A 19779-nucleotide genomic window follows, 5' to 3' on the forward strand; every position below is an offset into this window, starting at 1 on the left:
CATGAAGGAATCATCTGCACAACATGAAGCGCACCTTTCTCACCAGTCTGAAACGCAGGTGTACAAAGTCAGTGTAATGATTCCCTCCCCCTGGCTTGAAACAGTCAAGGAGGCCCTGTTCGCTGCCGGCGCTGGTCGTTATGGAACCTATGATTGCTGTTGCTGGCAAACCCCGGGAACCGGCCAGTTTCGCCCCTTGCCGGGAAGCCAGCCCTTCTCCGGGCAACCCGGCGAAATCCATTCAGAAGAAACCTGGAAAGTAGAAATGCTTTGTCAGGAGCGGTTTTTAAAACCCGCCATTGAGGCGCTACTGCGGGCGCACCCTTATGAAATGCCTGCCTTCGATTTTCACCCGGTCAGTCTTGCCGCTGCGGAGGCGTGACATACTCAAGCCTCATGGGAAATACGCCTTCCCGACGATCGGCAAAATAATAGCGAAGCGTCCGGCTTATGGTAGAAAATGCCAGTTGGTCCCAGGGAATCTCATCTTCTGTAAAGAGGGCCACCTCCAGACTCTCCTCCCCCGGGGCAAAGTCCGGCCGTTCCAGTCTCGCCAGAAAAAAAGCCGACAGCTGACCTACATGCACCACATTAAACAGCGTATACAGTGACTCAATAGTAACATCCGCACAGGCTTCTTCGCGGGTTTCCCGTGCCGCTCCCTCTTCGATGGTTTCGCCCAACTCCATAAAACCACCGGGCAGTGTCCAGAACCCCTTTCTGGGCTCGATCGCCCGTTTACACATCAATACCTTATCCTGGTAAACGGGCAGGCACCCGGTGATAACCCTGGGGTTCTGATAATGAATCGTGTGACAGTGATTACACACATCCCGCAGGCGATGGTCCCCTTCAGGCACTTTTCTTTGAGTCTTATGACCGCAGACACTGCAGTAATGCATAGAGGATCCTGTCATCAACGTTCACTCCTTGTTTCTGGCAGACGGGTAAAGAAGGACAATAACAGAGTAACAAAACCTCAGAGATGAACAAACTGTCGATCTACTTGCTTCATTAACGGGAAAAGCTTTTCTTTTCCTTTGAGGTTCCAATGCAAGACCCGCAACACCTGTCAACCAGCCCCCCTCATCAAACACTGAAAGAGGACAGGGTTCAGTTTACCATCATGAAGAATCCTTAATGTCTACCTTAAGAACAAGAACTAAGGGAGGCATCCTGATTGCTGCCAAATTTTTCGCTTATGAATTTACAGGGCCAGAACTCAAGGCTTCTATAGGCCCAATGTAATCAATTACGAGTTTGAACTCATTTCGCAACCTCTGCGGAACATTATCTTGCATGAAGCGCTCTATTTCGGCGAGCAACATCCGCTTTTCTTCCGGGCTGCAATCATAATCCGCCGTCACCTTGAACTTAAGTTGGTCTCTGGTTTTGCCAGTGAGTGCCAGCCCACAAATGCGAGCATTATTCCAAAGCAGAGGGCCAACGAGTTTTATCAACTCATCCTTCATGTCACTTATAATCCTCTTTTCGGTATTTGTGGATGAAATACCCGCGGTATCAGGGTTACCACCGTCTCGAAAAGGTTTGCTGATTTCATCACGTTGAGCACTCGGTGCCGAAAGTGCCACATTTCTGTTTGTTACAGGTTTAGTACCATTGGTCGACATTTTTTCTTCTTGCAGGCATAGTTCCGGACTCAGGCCAGGAGTCGGAGGCACGCTGGCAACTGCGGCGACGGGGGGAGATGGTGAACGACCAACCGCAACCGGTGGGGTAACATAACCGGTGAGTTGTGATGAAGTGGCTCCAGAGTTTACATTTTGCATAATCAGTTCCTCAAGGTGAAACTGATCTCTTAGGGTAGACATTATTAGGAACTGTCCTGAAATAACTTTCACATTTCTACAGCCACAATAAAGCTTCGAAACAATTATCAAGACTGAACAAGATGAGTACTCCAAATAGTTAGTAGAGTCCTGATCTTGCGAGTCGGTCTTTTGTGGTAACCACAACAAGGGTTGGATTCCCGAGCATTGCGGATTCCAGAATGGTTTGCAGTCCTTCTCGTTTAAAGTTGAAAGCACTGGCAATGTCACCGATAAATTCTGAGTCAGGATGCTTTTTGAGCAAGAGAGACTTCTGCGTGTCGATGCTGGATACACGACAAAGAGTTAATAAAGGGCAGAATGACCACTCACTCTGTGCAGGCAACAAAATGTTAATAGCCCCCAAGAACACTGGATAAATCCGGCTGAGCTACTTATGATAAATTCAAGTCCCTTGCAAGGATGCCTCTGAAGTCACCATGATGTTGAACCAGGTTGAAGAACGGCTGCAAAACCACCAGCCCAGAACAATAAATGCCCAACTGCCAGAAGCCGCAGTGCTGATACCCATTACCAATGCACCGGAACCAGAGCTGGTGTTTACCCGGCGGGCTCCCCACATGAGCACCCATAGTGGTGAGGTTGCGTTCCCGGGAGGCAAGCGGGACTTATCCGACAGAGACCTGGTCCAGACCGCATTGAGGGAGTCCTTTGAAGAGATCGCCCTCCCTCCGGAAGCCGTCAGAATCATTGGTCAAACCGGCTCGGTGGTCTCGCGCTTTGGTCTGGAAGTCACCCCTATTGTCGGGATTATTGCCGCAGACACGCCACTAAGAGCCAATATGGCGGAGCTGGATCGTATTTTTAAAGTCCCGTTAAGCTACTTTCTGGACAAGGACAACCTGACGTTCAACCATTGGAAACTGCGCAACCATGACTACATGATGCCGTCCTTTTACTATGGCGAGTATCTGATCTGGGGGCTGACTGCCGTGATGCTGGTGGAGTTCCTGAATATTACCCTGGATGCCGACATCTCACTGAACGCTCCTCACTTCAACAGCCATTTCCCCCGGCATAAGTAGCCAGAAATATTCGATTCCATATGGCCAGCTACTTAAGGGATGATTTAGTTTTGTTCCAGGGCCGGGTGATAGATAACCAGTCGCTGGTTTTTGTCCGGTGTAGTTATTATTGTTGATTCCCGGTCAGGTGCAGGCCACTCAATCACCAGTTTGTCAATGCTCCTGTCCCGCCCCAGGCCAAAGTGAGACTGCCTGGGGTTGGCCGATACGTAGTTGTTCTCAAAGCGCAACTCCCGATACTGCACCCCCTGATCAGTATGCAGATAAAGCTTGGCTCCCAACGCCTCGGTATTTCCCGGCAAACCCACCAGCTTTACCGATAGCCAGTCATTGTTCTCTGTATTGTTATTGCGATAGAACGTTGGCCTGCCTTCCCAGTTGCTGATGACAATATCAATATCACCATCCTGCTGATAATCGAAGCAGACAATGCCACGACCATCATTCACCTCAGTTAACCCCCATGCGGCAGACTCCTCTGAAAATGTCATGCCACCCTGGTTAATAAACAGCCTTGGTCTGGCGTTATTAAATGCCTCGTGGCTTTGCAAAAACTGAAGGTTCTGCTGTTTCTCCAACCCGGAATTAAAAACAGCGGTTTCCGGGAGGGCACCATAACCGGTGGCATGAAAGATATCCAGCAAACCGTCATTATTAAAATCAGCAGCACAACTGCCCCAGCCCCAGCCTCCTTTTTGCAAACCTGTTTTTTCGGTCGCTTCCCGGACGTTAAAATTGCCGATATTTTCATATAGCCGGTTTCCGGTGTATTTCCGATTCCGCTCAGAGCTGTAAATACTGCTTTCAAACCAATCCATGTCACCATCATTATCAAAATCGGCGATGGCTGCCCCCATGCCAAAACTGCCATTAATGACATTAATATCCGTAATATCCTGCAAGCCTTCAGACGTTGATTGCCACAGTTGCGAGGTAAAAAAATCGGCTGTCAACAGCACATCCGGAACACCGTTATTATCAAAATCGACCATATTGGGGGTAAAGGTAAAATCACTGTCCCCAAACAACGGCAGATCATGCTGCTGGTGAATCACGCCATCCCCATGCAATAGCTCTCCATAGCTGCCCCTCAGCCCGGGATAGGCGATGCCCTCAGGCCGCAGGTTACGATAGCCATGATTGCGCCACACCTGTGGCTGACGTGCTGACTTGTAGCTACGCCAGAAGGCCATCACCATATCCAGATGCCCATCCTGATCAAGATCACCAAAACTGGCGTTTAACGTCGGTCCCTGAACATTGCTCAGCACCATGGATGATGGCGCTTCGACCATATTGAAAATAATCTGGGGAAAGTAACTGCCACTGTTCCCGAGAAAGAGATCGGCCTTGTAGTCACCATCAATATCTGCCACCAGCGGAGTAATGGCACCGGTTGTATTGATTTTCTCAAGCGGCAGCATCTCTTTTCGAAACCCACCGGATGGCTGCTGATAGTAGACAATGACATTCCCCTGATTATCATTGAAAATCAAATCGTCCAGGCAATCGTTATCAATATCAAATGCCGACACGCCAGACCAGTTGACGATATCCATGATCCACCCGGGCTTAATCAGACCAATAACCCGCCGATGGTCCAGACCGCTGGACCGGGTGATATTCGTCAACGGTGTGGTAACAGCATCAACAGATTTCATGTCGGTGGCATTTCGCCCACATCCATGAACGGGAGGTGGTGGTACAGCCACCCGTTCACCTGATAAATCTGGTGCTGGAACCAAAGGCAGCGCCGATTGCTTTACATCGTCTGCCTTATCCTGTTCCGTAATAATGGGCTGCCGGTCAACCAGATAGTCTATACACTGACGTTTATTCACACACGAATCTGTCAATGTGTTAAGAAACGCAATCAATGCCTCAATCTGAGAGGGTTTCAAATGGTAAGGCAGCCGCAGGTAACCCGGGCCTTGCTTCGCTGTATTGCGGATAGTCTGAGCTATTGACGGCTTATTTTTTCTGTCATCCATCTGCTGGAATTGCCAGTGCAGCGTATGTGCCTCTATTACCTGATAAAGAGACCCGGCTGAACCATTGTGAAAATAAGGCCCTGTCAAAGCAACATTCAGCAGACTTGGGGTACGGAACGAATAGGGCATCTGCCTGAAATTGAAATTTTTACGACCGTAGTCCAGGCCGCGCCCATTCGCTCCCCGTCCGTAGGGCGCAACACCGATATTGTAAAACCGCTCATCGGACAAATGATTGCCACTGTGGCACCCTGCGCAACCGGCACCGGCACCGGCACCATTGCGAACCACTGGAGTAAAAAAGAGCTTTAGCCCCTCTTTTTCCAAGGGTGTCAAATCACCTTTGCCTTTTACGTAACGAAAAAAAGCATTGTCGATAAACACCAGGTGCCCCTGAAACCTGGATAATGCCTCGGTAACCCGGTCGATATGGATCATCTCCTGGCAAGTGGCTGCCTCTGACTCGGCAAATGCCTGCCGGAAAATGCTGCACCACTGCGGGTTAGACTGAAGTCGTTGTATGATGATTTCATAGAGTTCATGGTGATTGTAATGCGCATCTTTCAGGCCCTTCATTTCGAAGGGAGAGACCATCGGCAGCCGGGCCTGTGCCTGCAACAGGTTCTTCTCCTCATAGCATTCCGGTCGCAGATTGGAATAGCCATTACCAAGACGCACCAGCCGTCCATTACCACCAACACCACAGGAAGGTGAGGCCATGCCAGCGTCGGGTAACGCTTCCTGAAGGTACTGCAAACGACCATCCCAGAATAGATTCTCTCTGTACAGCGATGCATTAAATACCGTCGGTGAGTTTCTGGGGATCAGCAGCTCTTCGTATTGGTCCGGATATAAACCTTTCAGGGCATCCAGCCGCTTTTGCCCGAACAGCCTGTGGTCGTTAACGATCACGCCGACGGGCAGTGCCAGACCATCACCGCCAGCGGTTTGGGGATGATGGCAACTGGCACAGGATACGGCACCACTGAGGCTTAAATCGGGGCTGAAAAATAACTTTTTGCCTAACTTCACCACTGGAGAGGTGAACGGCTCCACAGGTGTATCCGGCTCAGGTGTGCCGGTAATCTGATGGGATCGGAGCAACTTTCCGATGGATGCGTCTGAGATATCCGTTAACAGGTCAGCGTCTGCAAACCGGGAGAGCCCAAAAAAGACAACGCCAAGATAAAAGAATACGGTTTTATTGTTCATAGCAATCAAACTAATGAAATTCTTCATTAGCTATCATCGACAGAGCAATCAGTAACTTTTGACTGGGCGTTTACCGCTTACTCCCGATAAGCTGTTGCCGGAGTTCCGGGTAGGCGGTATTGTCTGAAAGCCAGATATCCAGAAAGGTTCGGGCCAGCCGCACATCGTCAATCCTGCCCAGAAAACGGTGGCCGAAATAAAAGCGTCCGCCGGATGCCGACAGCACAAAAACCAGGCGGTCACCCGCACGAACGCCCTTCCATATTTTGCTGAGTTGCTTAAGCCAGCGTTTTCTATTCTCCCGGGATACCCCGAGGTGAGCCCACTGTTGGTCTGTTGCCGAAAGCAACCGTTTTTTACTGATCTTTCGTCGATAGTCGATAAGCAGCGCCACATCAGTGGAAGCGGGTTCAGCAACGTCATAACGGCCGGAGGGCGTTTTCAACTGGGCATCGTAAATATCCCATAGGCCCCATTTCAAGGTTGAATGCCCAACCGTCTGCCACTGCTCCCAGGCAGGATAATACTGTTTATCATTTTTTATAGAGTCCCGGGCAAAACTCTTTGCAGAGAACAGGGATATCAAAAGAACCAGCAAAATGGCTACGTTGGAAAGACCGGCAACGTAGAACCTGACTCCATTTTTTTTCATGGCGAAACCTTTGCCTTATTTTTAATAGTTATTATCTGGCTGTACGAATAAATTCGCCAAAAGGATTCACAGGTTATTGGGCAAATACACTCTAATTTATCTTCTTAAAGGGTGACTCTTCATAGGGCAGTGGTTCCGTCAAAACAATTGAAGAATTAGGTACACCTTTTGTCTTTTGGTCATCGCCTTCACAGCAAACACCACTATTATTGAGAGCTTCATTAGCCTGGCTTACGTCAAGCACCGAGGTACTTCCTGGCTGATTCACCACTGCCAATTGATTGGGGGTGGCTTCATCAGGCACAGATATACTACGGTACCAGAGTAAATCTTCAGCCACTAAAGCCGAACAAGTCGCACAGCCACCACCAACACCACCCAGACATAATGCTTTCAGGATTCCAGCATTTGTACACAAAGTGATCAGATACGCGGATGTTGCACCAGCGCCACATCCAGCGCAGAGCATACCACCGCTTAAAGCCACATATTCAATAGCATTCTCCTGCGCTGGCGTAATTTCCGAAAAAGCACTTCGAATAGTTGCCATACAGCCTGTTGCATTCATAACCTCAACCTTACTTAAGTTTATTTACCTGAACTCTGACTGTGGTGTTTGCATAAAGTTTCCCATTCTGTCAAAAAAAGAGAGTATTCATTTCGCCATAAACATCCGGACACTCTTGATCCGGTTATCTTTCACCTGCAGGATCTCAAAACGGCAATTCTTGATTTTCCAGCACACGCTGGCCTCGGGAATGGCTTCCATCTCTTCCGTAATCAGGCCATTAATGGTTCGGGCATCGTCCGTTGGCAGATTCCAGCCCAGCGCCTTGTTAACATCCCGAATGGAGGCTGAGCCATCGATGATATAACTGCCATCCCCCTGGGGCGTAATATCCTGGCTGCTGTCAGAAACATCGGTGGTAAAGTCACCGACGATCTCCTCAAGAATATCTTCCAAAGTCACCAGGCCCATAATATCGCCGTACTCGTCCACAACCAGGGCGGTTCTCTCCTTGGCCTTCTGGAAATTGAACAACTGGGTATGCAGAGGCGTAGATTCCGGAACGTAATACGGTTCAGCGGTTTCCTGCAACAGTGTTGCCTTGTTGACCTTTTCCAGCGTCAGCAATCGGGCAATCTTGCGCATGTGAAGTATACCGACAATATTATTGATATCACCGCGATACACCGGCAGGCGGGTATGCTGACAATCCCTTAGCTGAAGAATAATTTCTTTAATATCATCCTCAATATCGACACCGTAGACCTCATTTCTGGGTACCATAATGTCATCAACCCGCACTTTCTCCAGGTCAAGAATGCCCAGCAACATGCCACGGCGCTTCTTCGGCAGGCGCAGGCCGGACTCATTCACCAGCGTCCGCAACTCTTCACTGGTCAGCTGATCCTCACCTTCCTGGCCCGGCCGTATTCCTAACGGCCTCATCAGCAAAGAGCAGATCCAGTTCACCAGCACCACCATCGGATAGAGCACCTTCAACAGAGGAACCAGCACCATGGATGCAGGAAAAGCCACCTTTTCCGGATACATGGCAGCGATGGTCTTGGGCGTCACCTCACCGAAAATCAGCACAATAAAGGTCAACCCCAGGGTGGCAATAGCAATACCGCTGTCTCCCCAGAGGCGGACAGCAATAATGGTGGCCAGGGCAGAGGCCAGAATGTTAACAAAATTGTTGCCAATCAGAATGACCCCAATCAGTCGATCAGGTCGGTCCAGCAGGCTGCTGGTTCTTTTCGCTGCCCGGTTACCCTTGCGGGCAAGGTGCCGGAGACGATAGCGATTGATGGCCATCATCCCGGTTTCCGAACTGGAGAAAAATGCAGAAAACAGCAGAAGAAAAATCAGTGCGCCAATCAATGCGCTTAAGGGTGCTTCACTCAACGAGTTGTCGCCTTTTGTCAGAACCGATGCGGTAAAATTACCTATTTTACCTGCTTCAGGGCGAAGTCCCAAGCCCTGGTGTTTGCCAATATGAAGTGAGCCTGTACTTTTCTGACTTCGTATGGTTACCGAACCATGAAAAGCCAGCAGGTGCATTGGACGCTTTGGTTGAACTAATTAATGGGTGAACTGTCCAAATTATTATTATTTCGGTTTAACTTAATCACATCGAAACGGCAAGGATTGCCAGAGGAGGTAACAAGCATGGATCCGCTCGGTATTAGAACACTCGACTTTAAAACAATAGATGCAACAAAAGAACAAGAGTTGCCTGATCAACGTTGTGTTAGTTTATCTAACCAAATGGTTAAGACAAGCACCGCCTTTGCCAGAGAAGTTGGAAAAAGCAAAGAGGTAATCCTGCCGATTACTGGTTCTTCCAGTCAGGCTTTGAAGACCAATGTTGATTTCACCAATAAGCCAGAGCCTAAAGTAGCAGTCATTAATAACCCGGCTGTGAAAATCACTGAGACAGCACTGGCAACCCCAACTATAGAGCCAACAAAAACCCCTCCGAAAACAGCCAAAGCCGAAACTGAGTCGTCCAATCTTCCGATCATTGATCAATCGTTGATTGACTCCAGTGATATCCCGAAAACGACCTTGCTACAGCATTATTTTCCATCCAGTGTCTCACCTGATGCCCAGACCATTGCCCGCCCCGTTCATGGTGTCCAGCACAGTTGCCGGACGGCAATCTGGGCCGTAGCCCTCTTGCAACAGCGCAAACAGCACCGCGATCCCCTGGCGCTGGCATTTCCCGACCACATGGTACCGCTGCTGATCAAAGCCTGTCTGTTTCACGACACCGGCCGTGAAGGCGATGGGCTCGATACGGAGGAGTGGGAGCGAGCCAGTGCTGACAACCTGATGGAACACCTGCGCAACTGCGGCATGGCGCAGTCTCTGGCCTGGCAGTGTGGTGAAGCCATATGCCACAAGGATAACCCTGAGGGCTGCGAGCTTCTGCCAGAGGCGATACAGACCCTGCGCAGTCTGCTCCATGATGCGGATACACTGGAGGTTATGCGGGTAAGGGAATGTTTTTACATGGACCGGCTGGAATGTTTTGCTGCCTGTCAGGATGATCAACAGAGGAAAGAGTGGCGCAAGCTGGCCGAAGAAGTCTGCCGGGTGATTGCCAGGCAGGGTGATCTCTGGTTTCCGATCAAGTTGCAGGACAGCGCCACAGATCGCGAACACTTCTTCAGCATCGGTGCCGCCAGCAAGTGTGAAAACAGGAAAAAACGGTGGGAACACCATCCTTCGCCATTCAGTTATCAGCTTTATAGCATAGGTGAACAGTCCGCTGTTATCCGGGAGTTAATCTCCCCTTATACCGAACACCCGGCAGAACCACAGGCACCCTCTTTCTCCCTGGCACAACTGACCGGTGCGGATATAAAAGAGTGCCAGGGCAGTTGGCCAAAGGGGCTGTATAGCGATCCCGTTAGCCAACAGGTCTATTACATCAAACCGACCAGCGGTGAGCTGAGTGCACAAAACCAGCGACTGATGGGCAACCTGGCCCGACTGCTGGGCATCACCGTACCCGAGAGCTTTGTCCATCAGGAACAGGGTCATTTTTATCTGGTCAGTCCTGTCCCCGAACAATGGCAGGGTAAGCTCAAAGGCGGGGAGGAAACCCTGCGCTCGTTATCTTCCGAGCAGTGGGCCAGATTGCTGCTGATCAATGTGATTGTCGGTAACGAAAATATGGTGAACAGTGACTGGGAGGGCATTGAACTGACCCCGGAAGGGGAGCCGGTGATGTTCCACTGGGACTTTGCCGGGATGGCAACTCGCTACCCGTGTCCTGAGAAACCAGAGCCCACTCCCAAAGCGGATGATTTTTCCTCCATGCCGGTGCTGCTGAATAAACTGCGGAACCCTCAGGCACCCTCCATGAACTCGCTGCCCATCCACAACCCCTGCGTCGATATTCTGGCACAATTGGATGATGACCTGCTGGGCCATACCCTGAAAGATATCTTGCACCAGCTTGACTGGCAGACCCTGGACCGACTGATCGAACACAGCGGTTTTCTGCCCGGCGACCGCAGCTGGTTACGGCAAACCATTCACGATCGTATTGCCTGGCTGACCACCCGCCTGCCCCATACCGTGGCGGCAGGTGAGCGGGTTTCCATGGCGGAATACCAGGCGATTGCGGCAGCGGGTATCCGGGGCGGTTGGCTGCCGGTCAAAGGCCGGGATATCCAGGGCGGACAGATCGGCATTAGCCAATTACTGGATGCCAATGGCCAACCCATTACCCGGATGACCCTCCAGTTATCCCCCGAAGCCGGCAACAAACTGGCGGATAACCTGGCCCTGGAACGGGGATTACACCTTCTGGCCAGCCGGGTTAAATATGCCAACCATGCCCTGAACGGCAATTACCGCGACTGGCGCAGTGAGCTGACCAGCCTGGCCAATGACTGTCACGGCCTGGCCAGGCAGCTGACCAACGATAAAACACGATGGTGTAATGAGCATCACGATACCATTGACGAGACCGTGGTGACTCTGCAGGACATTGTTGACAAGTGCCGGGCAGCGCTAACGGCCGACGTGCCGTCCATTGAAAAACTGCCATCAATTAAACTTCCCCTGCCTGCTCCTGAGTTTCCTGCACGAGTCAGCTCAAGAACCGGCGAAGAAGTTGATGCAAAAATACAACTGGCTGAATTCAGCCACGGTTTTGCCAAACTGACAGGCCAGAGCGTCAGTTACTTGAATCAGGAACAGCTGGATCAAGGCGGTCTGACTGCCTCACCGGTACATGGGGTTGAACTCGAAGCGGACGTCTGTGAGGGCGGCAGTCTACTGTTTTTTCCTCCGAACCTGCCTGATGCCCTTACCTTTGAAAATCAACTGATCATCACCTTTCCAGGACACGATAAATCCGTGGTTGAGGCGTTGTTCAGGGAACTGGCAGGGCTGGGCATTGATGGCGAGCGGCCAAATACTGTTGACCTGGAAGAGCAATGGCTGGACGCCCTGGCCGACTTCCACGGCTGCCTTGGTGATATGAACCTCGCCGTGGCAGCGGATACCAATATTCCGGTAAACACCAGCAAAAAAGCGTTTCTTAAACAGTCGCTGAACGTCAATGATGAACAACTGCTCGATTGCGACAGCCATTCCCTTATTCGCGCAGGACGTCGGGTGCATAACCGCCCGGGGTTTCCCCATGGCATTGGGGCAGACCCGGCAAGGAAGTTCTGCCCCGGCCACAGTATAAACTTTTGTCCAGACCAGTACCGGAGCAGTAGCAAGTTTGTCAACGAGAGCCTGCAAAATGAAGCGGCTCTGATCTCCTTTGGGCGACGTTCTCAGATAGGGATAAAACCGTCCGGGAATGCCGGGGGTATGTTCTTCAGAATAAATTTCAACACCAAACAAGTATTTACCCGAATCATGGACCTGGAGCAGGCAAATAATCTGGCGGATCAGTCCAAAAAAGAATACACAGGCGCCATGTCTGTGGTCCTGCAACCTGAAGCACTTCGCCGCCTGGATACAAAATTTTTTAGAGATCACCAGCATTTTAATAAAGACCAATACCCCGAACTGATAGCCTACATCGAGAATCAGAAAGTCATTCCGCAGTCAGTGGATGATTACCAGAAATTGATCCAGGGAGATGAGGATCAGGAAACCTGGTTTTCCAATCCTCTGTCCTTGCATGATGAGTTGAACAAACTTGAGATCAGTTCTCCTGAAGATCAGCAACAGTTGTTGCATACCCTGAAGAAACGCTATACCCACTGGCCCGACGGGCGACCGCTGGAACAGCTTTTTCAGCAATCCTGGTCCAACTGTTACCATGAGTTAACCTATCAATACAGCAAGGTTGACGAAAACATCAGAAATCTCATCAAGGCGTGTGGCGAAGAGAGCATTCAGTTGCTGGTTGAGCAAAACCCCCATCTGCTGGAGGGAAAGCTGGATTCGCTGGATGGCTTGCAGCTGAGGGGTGATTATGAAATATATGGCATTGATTTTAGCAACTGTTCCATGAACGCTACCGTGTTGCAATCCGTTAACTTCAAGAGCTGCACCTTCAACACAGAGGTGTTAAACCGCCTGACCGTTGACAACATTTCATTTAGCAGTTGTTATTTTCAAGGTGAGCCGTTTTCATCGTCGATATTGGACAATGCCAGTTTTGGCCCTGAAACTGAGTGCGATGGCTACCAATCTAAAAGAATCAATCAGCTTTCCCAACTCATTTATAAGTCGTGTGTTAATCAGCAGGGTGAGTTCAATCTGGCACAATGGCTGGAGTTGATGATGAACAATCATTTTCTGCGCCGTTCCTCAGTACCTTTGGATCGTTTAAGCCGGGATATCCTGTCACAACACATGGAAGAGATTATCCGGGATTATCCACATCAACTTATTGGCATGATCAATGAATTGCTCAACATTAAATTCAAAAATATTGACCATGCAATACGGTTTATCAGGAATAATCGAGAATTCCATACTGGCGAAATCAACGATCTCAGAGATCTGTTCTTTGATTTCAGAACCGTCCTCCTGAAAGAAGGAAATTATCCCGGGGGGAAAAGTGGCCCACTGAATGAATTAATTACCTTCAAACCCGACGAATGCAATGATCTGCCCCAGGAAGCAGTGTTGGCGTTGATTTTAAATATGATTAACCTTGTGATGTTCCCTCAATCCGAAAATGAATACCGGGAATTTGGAGTCAATATCAACAACCCGGATGATCACAACAATGACCGGAATAGCATGTCTGAGTCCGGCAGCCAAAGCACAGAAAATAGCACGACATCGCACCCGGTATCCAATGTCCTGCCTCTTTATAATCTGGATAGTTACAGAGCCCATCTTTGTCGGTATCACCTCAAAGATTATCGGAAATATATTGATCAACTCTGGGAAGAGTGCTCTGAAGAGCGTAAATTAGCAATCGCCAAACACTGTTTGAGTCAGCACAATGTTGCCGTTAGCCCCCAGACCACAAGGGAGTTTATGAAATTATTGCTGGCAAATAATCCCGAAGAAAAACATTGGCTGGATAACTATAACGCCAACATGGCAAAGCATATAAACAACCAGCAGGCGTGCAATCAGTTGATTACGGATCGTTTTGATTCATGGTTGCGTGACAGGACGGTGATTGACACATCCCTGCCAACCACGAATTAAGACGGCATCGGGATTCAAGAGCTGAAATCGCGACGAAGGGTGATTGGCACAGTCTTTATTCAGGGTGTGGTGTTTACGCCCTTCGACTCCGCTCAGGACGAATGGAGCTTGGGAGTCATTAATAGAAAGAATCCATCAAATACATTGAAACCATGCACCAGGACATGGTTTCAACGAGTTTGACGTGTACAATCTCCGTTCACCCTGAGCGGAGTCGAAGGGTGCTTGGCACGATCTATCATAGCCCGGAGTTTCCGCCCTTAGACAGGCTTCAGGACGAACGGAGTTTGGGTGCCATTGATAAAGAGAACCCATCAATGACATTGAAACCATGCACCAGGTCTATTCCCGGACAACCTCCTGGCGACACTCCAGCACGCCCACCATCCCAACGCCTCCCCGTTTTTGATAACTCTCCGGAACAAGCCCCTTCAAAAGCAGGACTGCCCGGAAACCACGCAGTCAAGCACCAGTCTTGAGCCAAAGTAAGCAAGTACCAGAAACAGGACACCGGCCAGAGTCCAGCGAACAGCCGTCTGCCCACGCCAGCCAAATCGCCAGTGGCCAATCAACAGTGCGGCAAAAAGACACCAGGCGGTGATGGATAATACCGTTTTATGCACCAGCCGCTGGGCAAACATATCTTCCAGGAAGAGAAACCCACTGCCCAGCGAGAGTGTCAGCAAAATAACCCCAAGGACCAGAAACTCAAATAGCAGCCGCTCCATGGTTTGCAACGGCGGCAGTGTTCTGATGGTATGCCGGTGAGTGCGCAGCTGGTGTTCCTGGAAGGAGAGCAGAATGGCCTGAAATGCCGCCACCATCAGAATGCCATAGGCCATAACCGAAAGAAGCACATGGGAAACCATGGATGATGCGGTGTTCCAGACAATATGTTCAACCGGGGCCAGCAGTGCCAGCACAATGGCCAGCATGGTGACCGGCAGAATCATCACCAGCAGGCTTTCCGAGGGTTTTTTCAAACTGCTCAGGAGCACCATCATGGTCACCATCATAGAGGTCAGCGACCCCATGGTGAACACGCCAAGGTTGATGCCCCGATCAGTATGGATGGAAATGTATAACGCAATAATGTGGAAAATCAGGCCAAGGGCGGTAATCAACAGAACCAGCGATTTGGGCATTTCACGCCCACTGTTTCGCAACCCCTGCCCAACCGTGCCTGCCAGATAGCAACCAAGCGCACCCATACTGACGAACATGACACTCATTAGCGAAAGCCTATTTATCCCCAAAGCAGCAAAAAAAGCAGGAAGCCCTCTAGTAGTACACGGTTTCAATGTAATTGATGGGATCCTTTATTGACCTCCAAACTCCGTTCGTCTTGAGCGGAGTCGAAAGACGTAAACGCCATACCCTGAGTACTGTGCCAATCACCCTTCGTCCGTGCATCCTTAGCTGAGTCGAAGGGTGCTTGGCACGGTCAGAGTCCGGAGTTTCCGCCCTTCGACTCCGCTCAGGACGAACGGAGTGCGGTGGCACGACAACCCGTCAAACTCATTGAAACCATGTACTAGCGCAGCTAAGCGTTGTTACCCATACCGTTCGTGCGGAGCTTGTCGAAGTACGGTGGCACCATCCTTCGACAAGCACAGGATGAACGAAGTGTACGGATGTCAACGCTTTTCTACACCAGGGCTTCAACGTAAAGCAGCATCGGCAGTTTGTCATATTACCCGGCGCTAGACAAACAACCTTTCACCGGATCCACTGAAATGGATGCCGCTTTAGTTTTGATTCCTATATAATGGCCGACATTCTGTGCGTTCAACCGCATAAACACCTTAGATCAGGGTAATTCCCAGAATGTTCGAAAATTTAACCGAACGCCTGTCCCGTACGCTGAAAACCGTAACCGGGAAGGCCAAACTCACCGAAGACAATATCAAGGACACCCTGCGCGAAGTGCGCATGGCCCTGCTCGAAGCAGACGTTGCCCTGCCGGTGGTTCGAGAGTTTATCAACCGGATCAGGGACCGGGCCATCGGGCAGGAGGTTCAGTCCAGCCTCAGCCCGGGCCAGGCGTTTGTCAAAATTGTCCAGAATGAACTGATTGAGGTGATGGGTTCGTCCAACGACGAACTGAACCTGGCCACCCAGCCACCGGCCGTGATCCTGATGGCCGGTCTTCAGGGTGCCGGTAAAACCACCTCTGCGGCCAAACTGGGTAAATGGCTGAAAGAGCGCCAGAAGAAATCCGTTATGGTGGTCAGTGCCGACGTTTACCGTCCTGCGGCGATCAAACAGCTGGAAACCCTGGCCCAGGAAACCGGCCTGAACTTTTTCCCGTCGTCTGCTGACCAGAAACCGGTGGATATTGTTAATGGCGCGATTCATGAAGCCCGCATCAAGCACGCGGATGTCCTGATTGTCGACACCGCCGGTCGTCTGCATATCGATAACGATATGATGGCTGAAATCCAGCAGCTGCACAGCGCCATCAACCCCATAGAAACCCTGTTCGTGGTGGATGCCATGACCGGTCAGGATGCAGCCAATACCGCCAAGGCGTTTGGTGATGCCCTGCCATTGACCGGGGTTATCCTGACCAAGGCGGATGGTGATGCCCGTGGTGGTGCAGCGCTGTCGGTGCGCCAGATCACCGGCAAGCCCATCAAGTTTATCGGTATGGGCGAGAAGACCGATGCCCTGGAGCCTTTCTATCCGGACCGTATTGCCTCGCGCATTCTGGGCATGGGGGATATTCTCTCCCTGATCGAGGAAGCCGAGCGCAAGCTGGACCGCAGCAAGGCGGACAAGCTGGCCAGCAAGCTGAAGAAAGGCAAAGGGTTTGATCTGGAAGATTTCCGTGACCAGCTGCAGCAAATGAAAAAAATGGGTGGACTCAGCGGCATGATGGACAAACTGCCCGGCATGGGCGGCATGGCACCACAGCTTCAGGGTCAGATGGACAACAGGATTTTTGTCCAGATGGAAGCCATCATCAACTCCATGACCCCGGCTGAGCGCGCCAACCCGGACATCATGAACGGATCCCGTAAAAAGCGCATAGCCGCTGGTTCCGGCACCCAGATCCAGGACATCAACCGACTCATCAAGCAGCATAAGCAGATGAGTAAAATGATGAAAAAAGTCACCAAAAAAGGCGGCATGAGCAAACTGATGCGAGGCATGTCGTCCGTGAAAGGCCAGCTACCCGGCGGAATGGGTGGCATGATGCCTCCCGGTGGCGGCAAAAAGTTTCCGTTTTAACAACCCATTAATGGCCAGCTCCAAAAACAGGGCTGGCCATTTGAATTTAATAACAATTTTCATTGAAATCGATAATTTATTTCAATCCCGAATAATAAATAAAATCCACATTCCGAACATTTACGAATTTTTGCTGTCAAAGTTTCTGTGCAATTAGAAATCAGGTCAGGTAAAGGACCTCTGTTTTTAATCACTGCTCCTGTTCAGAGACCCAAATCCGGGCAAATGAATAAGGCATTTATTTTCATAAACCAAAACGAGCAATGACCTTATAAAAAATTAAATTTTGACCATCAGCATAATGGAGTATTCGAAGTGGATAAGATTACCCGGCCCAACCATGATTATTCAAGCTTGCCAGCAAGCCAACCTGACCCGCAACATCAAGACTTTACAGCTGGCCGTCCTCGCAGCAACAGTGTTTGCCTGGGTTCATTCGGCTTGACAAGAGATGGTGCCAACTGCACCAGCGAGAGTAATGTCGGTGACATTCCGATTCGAAATCGAATGATCGAAATTCCCGTTAACCAGCACACACCAACCCCCCCCCCTGCTCCAAAGACTGATACCGGATCGGAAGAGGCATCAGCTAGCCCCAATCAAGACTCGCCCTCATCATCTCCTCCGGATAGCCCCCCCCCAACATCCATTAATGGCTCGCATCTTGCCTTCTATGGCTTAATGATGTACTACACAGGAACTATCCCTCAAAAACAAAAGCCTGATCCCAAGAAGCCAAAGGTTGATCCGAAGAAGCCAAAAGCTGATCCGCAAGAGCGAAAGTCTGATCCGCAAGAGCAAAAGTCTGATCCACGAAAACAAACGCCTGTTCCAAAACCTCGAAAATCCATTGGCTCAAAATCTCTCCCGCAGACGCAAAAACCTGATCCGAAACAGCGAAAACGCATCCCGCAAGCGCAAGAACTTCCCCAGAGAGATATATCCGAGGGGCAAGTAGTTAAGAAGCAACCGGAGAGCCCAACCAGCGCGGCCTGCCCTTCTCCGACGCCACAGCTAATACACTCATTCGGCAATGTTTCATTAACCATGTATTCAGGCATCCAGGCAAAAAACAACAACTGTGCACTGGCTGCCTTTTTTATGGCTCTATCAAACAAAGGCGCATTGAATACATTGATTGGCGAGATTGGTGCCGGAGCCAGTAAACTAAAATCGAAAGGCAAAATGCAAGATGCCAATACTCTGGATGAATTTTTACCGATATGCGAACATTTTCACTTTGATGAAAATAATAAAGGCTACATTGCCGATGAGGGCCTGGACCGCATAAGAACACTGTTCCAACTCCGCAATGGAACACTCAGCATGCCCCTTTCAATATCGGATATTATCACCACAATCCTCAAACGCATCTATGATTATCCGGATGCTGGAAAAGTCCCATCCGAAAATTTCGATATCCTTAAATATACAGAGTCCTCTTTGAAGCACAAAATAGTATCGATTGAAGCCGGGGATGGCTTCGTCACTATCAGTGACACACAGGAACCAGTCAGCAGTCTCAGGGATGATAGAATTCCCTCAATTACAATACCAGCAGGCCTGACCAAAGTAGTGAACAATAAAGAACAACCAAAAGGACCACCCCACTCCAACCCGCCAAAATTTTTTTGGACTGTCGACGAATACAAACGGGGTGAGGAACTTGCCATAAAATGTACGGATAAATATGAAAGCAGCACAGGCAATCTGGTCGGTAGAAAATTTGTATATTTTGGTGACCCGGTGAATAAATCGAGGGAGATGGCAGCCGAGGTTGAAGAACACTATCTCTATGGCGACTTTCCCCGTACCGTTAGTTCATCATTTATCAATAGCCAGGGAGTGCAGATATTCGTTAATCATAAGCTAACCGGCTTTAACAAAGACGAACCTGTAAGTGGCAGAATAACCGCAACCTCTTCTCGATTGGCAACAACCCTGCAAGAGCTGATCGATAATTGGCTCAGGAACACTAAGCAAGGAATGGAACTTGATGATTGTGCATTCAAAGAGTTGTTACCTGATAACCATCACTCCCCGGAAGTGTTGTTGGTAACCATCCCCAACTTTGGAACCGAGATCAGACCCGAGCTGGAGTGGTGGAAAGATGTCTCTATTCCCACTGCCAACGGAAAAAAGAAGGATTACGAATTCGCTGGCGCGGTCACTATTGAAACAGGCCATTTTGTGGGCTGGCGTAAAGAAGGCAACGTCCTTCATTATGCTGACTCCATGGGAAACATGGAAGGCACTGAGACAGTTCCCTTAGTCGTCAAAATGCCGCTGACCGGGGCTGAAGAAACTCAAGAAATGTTACAAGCCGCTAATAATGACAGTGAAAGTCAATTCGATGCCTATTGCTCGGCAAGCCGAAGGGTCGCCAATCTGGGGAAATCAGCAGCTCTGGTTATTCTGACACAAAAGCCTGATTCATAAACGATTCTCACAGGCGGTTGTTACTCTGAGCCCGAGCCGGTTGATGTTCTACAGCGTATCAGCCTCCACCCGGATCGTGGTATCAGGGAACTGACTCCACGACTCTGGACTGGAAAATTCGGGGCCAATCCATTAATTAAAAGCCGACCTCGACAAGCAGGGAGTGCCAGCCCCTTGCTTGAACGCTTACACGAGATGGTTGTTCAGGGCGCACAAGACC

General features: G+C 49.9%; 13 protein-coding genes. 5 read left to right on the forward strand and 8 right to left on the reverse strand.

Features of this window, described 5'->3' with window-relative positions:
• Nucleotide 1 precedes the first annotated feature (1 nt).
• Complete coding sequence (locus ACO6V1_RS10180) at nt 2–382, forward strand: hypothetical protein (RefSeq protein ID WP_422448682.1); 381 nt, start codon at nt 2–4, stop codon at nt 380–382.
• Here the strand turns inward: ACO6V1_RS10180 and ACO6V1_RS10185 are convergent.
• The 3 genes from ACO6V1_RS10185 to ACO6V1_RS10195 form a co-directional block, all read right to left on the reverse strand.
• Nucleotides 357–902 carry an NUDIX hydrolase gene (locus tag ACO6V1_RS10185; RefSeq protein ID WP_422449560.1) on the reverse strand — a complete coding sequence of 182 codons (546 nt, stop codon included), beginning with the start codon at nt 900–902 and terminating at the stop codon, nt 357–359. The genes ACO6V1_RS10180 and ACO6V1_RS10185 overlap by 26 nt on opposite strands.
• A 297-nt stretch (nt 903–1199) precedes the next feature.
• A complete protein-coding gene (locus ACO6V1_RS10190; RefSeq protein ID WP_422448684.1) occupies nt 1200–1790 on the reverse strand; it encodes a hypothetical protein in 591 nt (196 codons plus the stop codon).
• Nucleotides 1791–1929: 139 nt separating this feature from the next.
• Nucleotides 1930–2202: a hypothetical protein gene (locus ACO6V1_RS10195; protein WP_422448686.1), complete on the reverse strand. Its 273-nt coding sequence runs from the start codon at nt 2200–2202 to the stop codon at nt 1930–1932.
• A gap of 67 nt (nt 2203–2269) precedes the next feature.
• Between ACO6V1_RS10195 and ACO6V1_RS10200 the strand changes: the two genes are divergently transcribed.
• Nucleotides 2270–2875: a CoA pyrophosphatase gene (locus tag ACO6V1_RS10200; protein WP_422448688.1), complete on the forward strand. Its 606-nt coding sequence runs from the start codon at nt 2270–2272 to the stop codon at nt 2873–2875.
• 44 nt (nt 2876–2919) lie between these two features.
• Here the strand turns inward: ACO6V1_RS10200 and ACO6V1_RS10205 are convergent, their stop codons facing one another.
• The 4 genes from ACO6V1_RS10205 to ACO6V1_RS10220 all read right to left on the reverse strand — a co-directional run bounded on the left by ACO6V1_RS10205 (nt 2920) and on the right by ACO6V1_RS10220 (nt 8642).
• Nucleotides 2920–6105: a cytochrome c peroxidase gene (locus ACO6V1_RS10205; protein ID WP_422466767.1), complete on the reverse strand. Its 3186-nt coding sequence runs from the start codon at nt 6103–6105 to the stop codon at nt 2920–2922.
• A gap of 43 nt (nt 6106–6148) precedes the next feature.
• Nucleotides 6149–6730 carry a chalcone isomerase family protein gene (locus tag ACO6V1_RS10210; RefSeq protein WP_422448692.1) on the reverse strand — a complete coding sequence of 194 codons (582 nt, stop codon included), beginning with the start codon at nt 6728–6730 and terminating at the stop codon, nt 6149–6151.
• Between the two features lie 91 nt (nt 6731–6821).
• On the reverse strand, nt 6822–7298 hold the full coding sequence (locus ACO6V1_RS10215) for a hypothetical protein (RefSeq protein ID WP_422448694.1): 477 nt from the start codon (nt 7296–7298) through the stop codon (nt 6822–6824).
• 87 nt (nt 7299–7385) lie between these two features.
• Nucleotides 7386–8642 (reverse strand): HlyC/CorC family transporter, encoded by a 1257-nt coding sequence (locus tag ACO6V1_RS10220; protein ID WP_422449561.1) that lies wholly within the window; start codon nt 8640–8642, stop codon nt 7386–7388.
• A gap of 264 nt (nt 8643–8906) precedes the next feature.
• On the opposite strand from ACO6V1_RS10220, the gene ACO6V1_RS10225 reads away from it, so the two are divergent.
• On the forward strand, nt 8907–13886 hold the full coding sequence (locus ACO6V1_RS10225; protein ID WP_422448696.1) for a hypothetical protein: 4980 nt from the start codon (nt 8907–8909) through the stop codon (nt 13884–13886).
• 431 nt (nt 13887–14317) lie between these two features.
• Here the strand turns inward: ACO6V1_RS10225 and ACO6V1_RS10230 are convergent, their stop codons facing one another.
• A complete protein-coding gene (locus tag ACO6V1_RS10230; RefSeq protein WP_422448698.1) occupies nt 14318–15118 on the reverse strand; it encodes a cytochrome C assembly family protein in 801 nt (266 codons plus the stop codon).
• 595 nt (nt 15119–15713) lie between these two features.
• Between ACO6V1_RS10230 and ffh the strand changes: the two genes are divergently transcribed.
• Together ffh and ACO6V1_RS10240 are read left to right on the forward strand one after the other, a co-directional pair.
• A complete protein-coding gene (gene ffh, locus ACO6V1_RS10235; protein WP_422461342.1) occupies nt 15714–17120 on the forward strand; it encodes a signal recognition particle protein in 1407 nt (468 codons plus the stop codon).
• A 315-nt stretch (nt 17121–17435) separates the two neighbouring features.
• On the forward strand, nt 17436–19559 hold the full coding sequence (locus ACO6V1_RS10240; RefSeq protein ID WP_422448702.1) for a hypothetical protein: 2124 nt from the start codon (nt 17436–17438) through the stop codon (nt 19557–19559).
• Nucleotides 19560–19779: the final 220 nt, after the last annotated feature.

Origin of the sequence: Endozoicomonas sp. ALC013 (assembly GCF_049310205.1) — a bacterium.
Lineage (GTDB): Bacteria > Pseudomonadota > Gammaproteobacteria > Pseudomonadales > Endozoicomonadaceae > Endozoicomonas.

Excerpts from the sequence above, each read along its gene's own strand:
- ACO6V1_RS10180 (WP_422448682.1), top strand. The coding sequence starts at position 2 with ATGAAGGAATCATCTGCACAACATGAAGCGCACCTTTCTCACCAGTCT.
- ACO6V1_RS10190 (WP_422448684.1), bottom strand. The coding sequence starts at position 1,790 with ATGCAAAATGTAAACTCTGGAGCCACTTCATCACAACTCACCGGTTAT.
- ACO6V1_RS10200 (WP_422448688.1), top strand. The coding sequence starts at position 2,270 with ATGATGTTGAACCAGGTTGAAGAACGGCTGCAAAACCACCAGCCCAGA.
- ffh (WP_422461342.1), top strand. The coding sequence starts at position 15,714 with ATGTTCGAAAATTTAACCGAACGCCTGTCCCGTACGCTGAAAACCGTA.
- ACO6V1_RS10230 (WP_422448698.1), bottom strand. The coding sequence starts at position 15,118 with ATGAGTGTCATGTTCGTCAGTATGGGTGCGCTTGGTTGCTATCTGGCA.
- ACO6V1_RS10225 (WP_422448696.1), top strand. The coding sequence starts at position 8,907 with ATGGATCCGCTCGGTATTAGAACACTCGACTTTAAAACAATAGATGCA.
- ACO6V1_RS10210 (WP_422448692.1), bottom strand. The coding sequence starts at position 6,730 with ATGAAAAAAAATGGAGTCAGGTTCTACGTTGCCGGTCTTTCCAACGTA.
- ACO6V1_RS10185 (WP_422449560.1), bottom strand. The coding sequence starts at position 902 with ATGCATTACTGCAGTGTCTGCGGTCATAAGACTCAAAGAAAAGTGCCT.
- ACO6V1_RS10215 (WP_422448694.1), bottom strand. The coding sequence starts at position 7,298 with ATGAATGCAACAGGCTGTATGGCAACTATTCGAAGTGCTTTTTCGGAA.
- ACO6V1_RS10205 (WP_422466767.1), bottom strand. The coding sequence starts at position 6,105 with ATGAAGAATTTCATTAGTTTGATTGCTATGAACAATAAAACCGTATTC.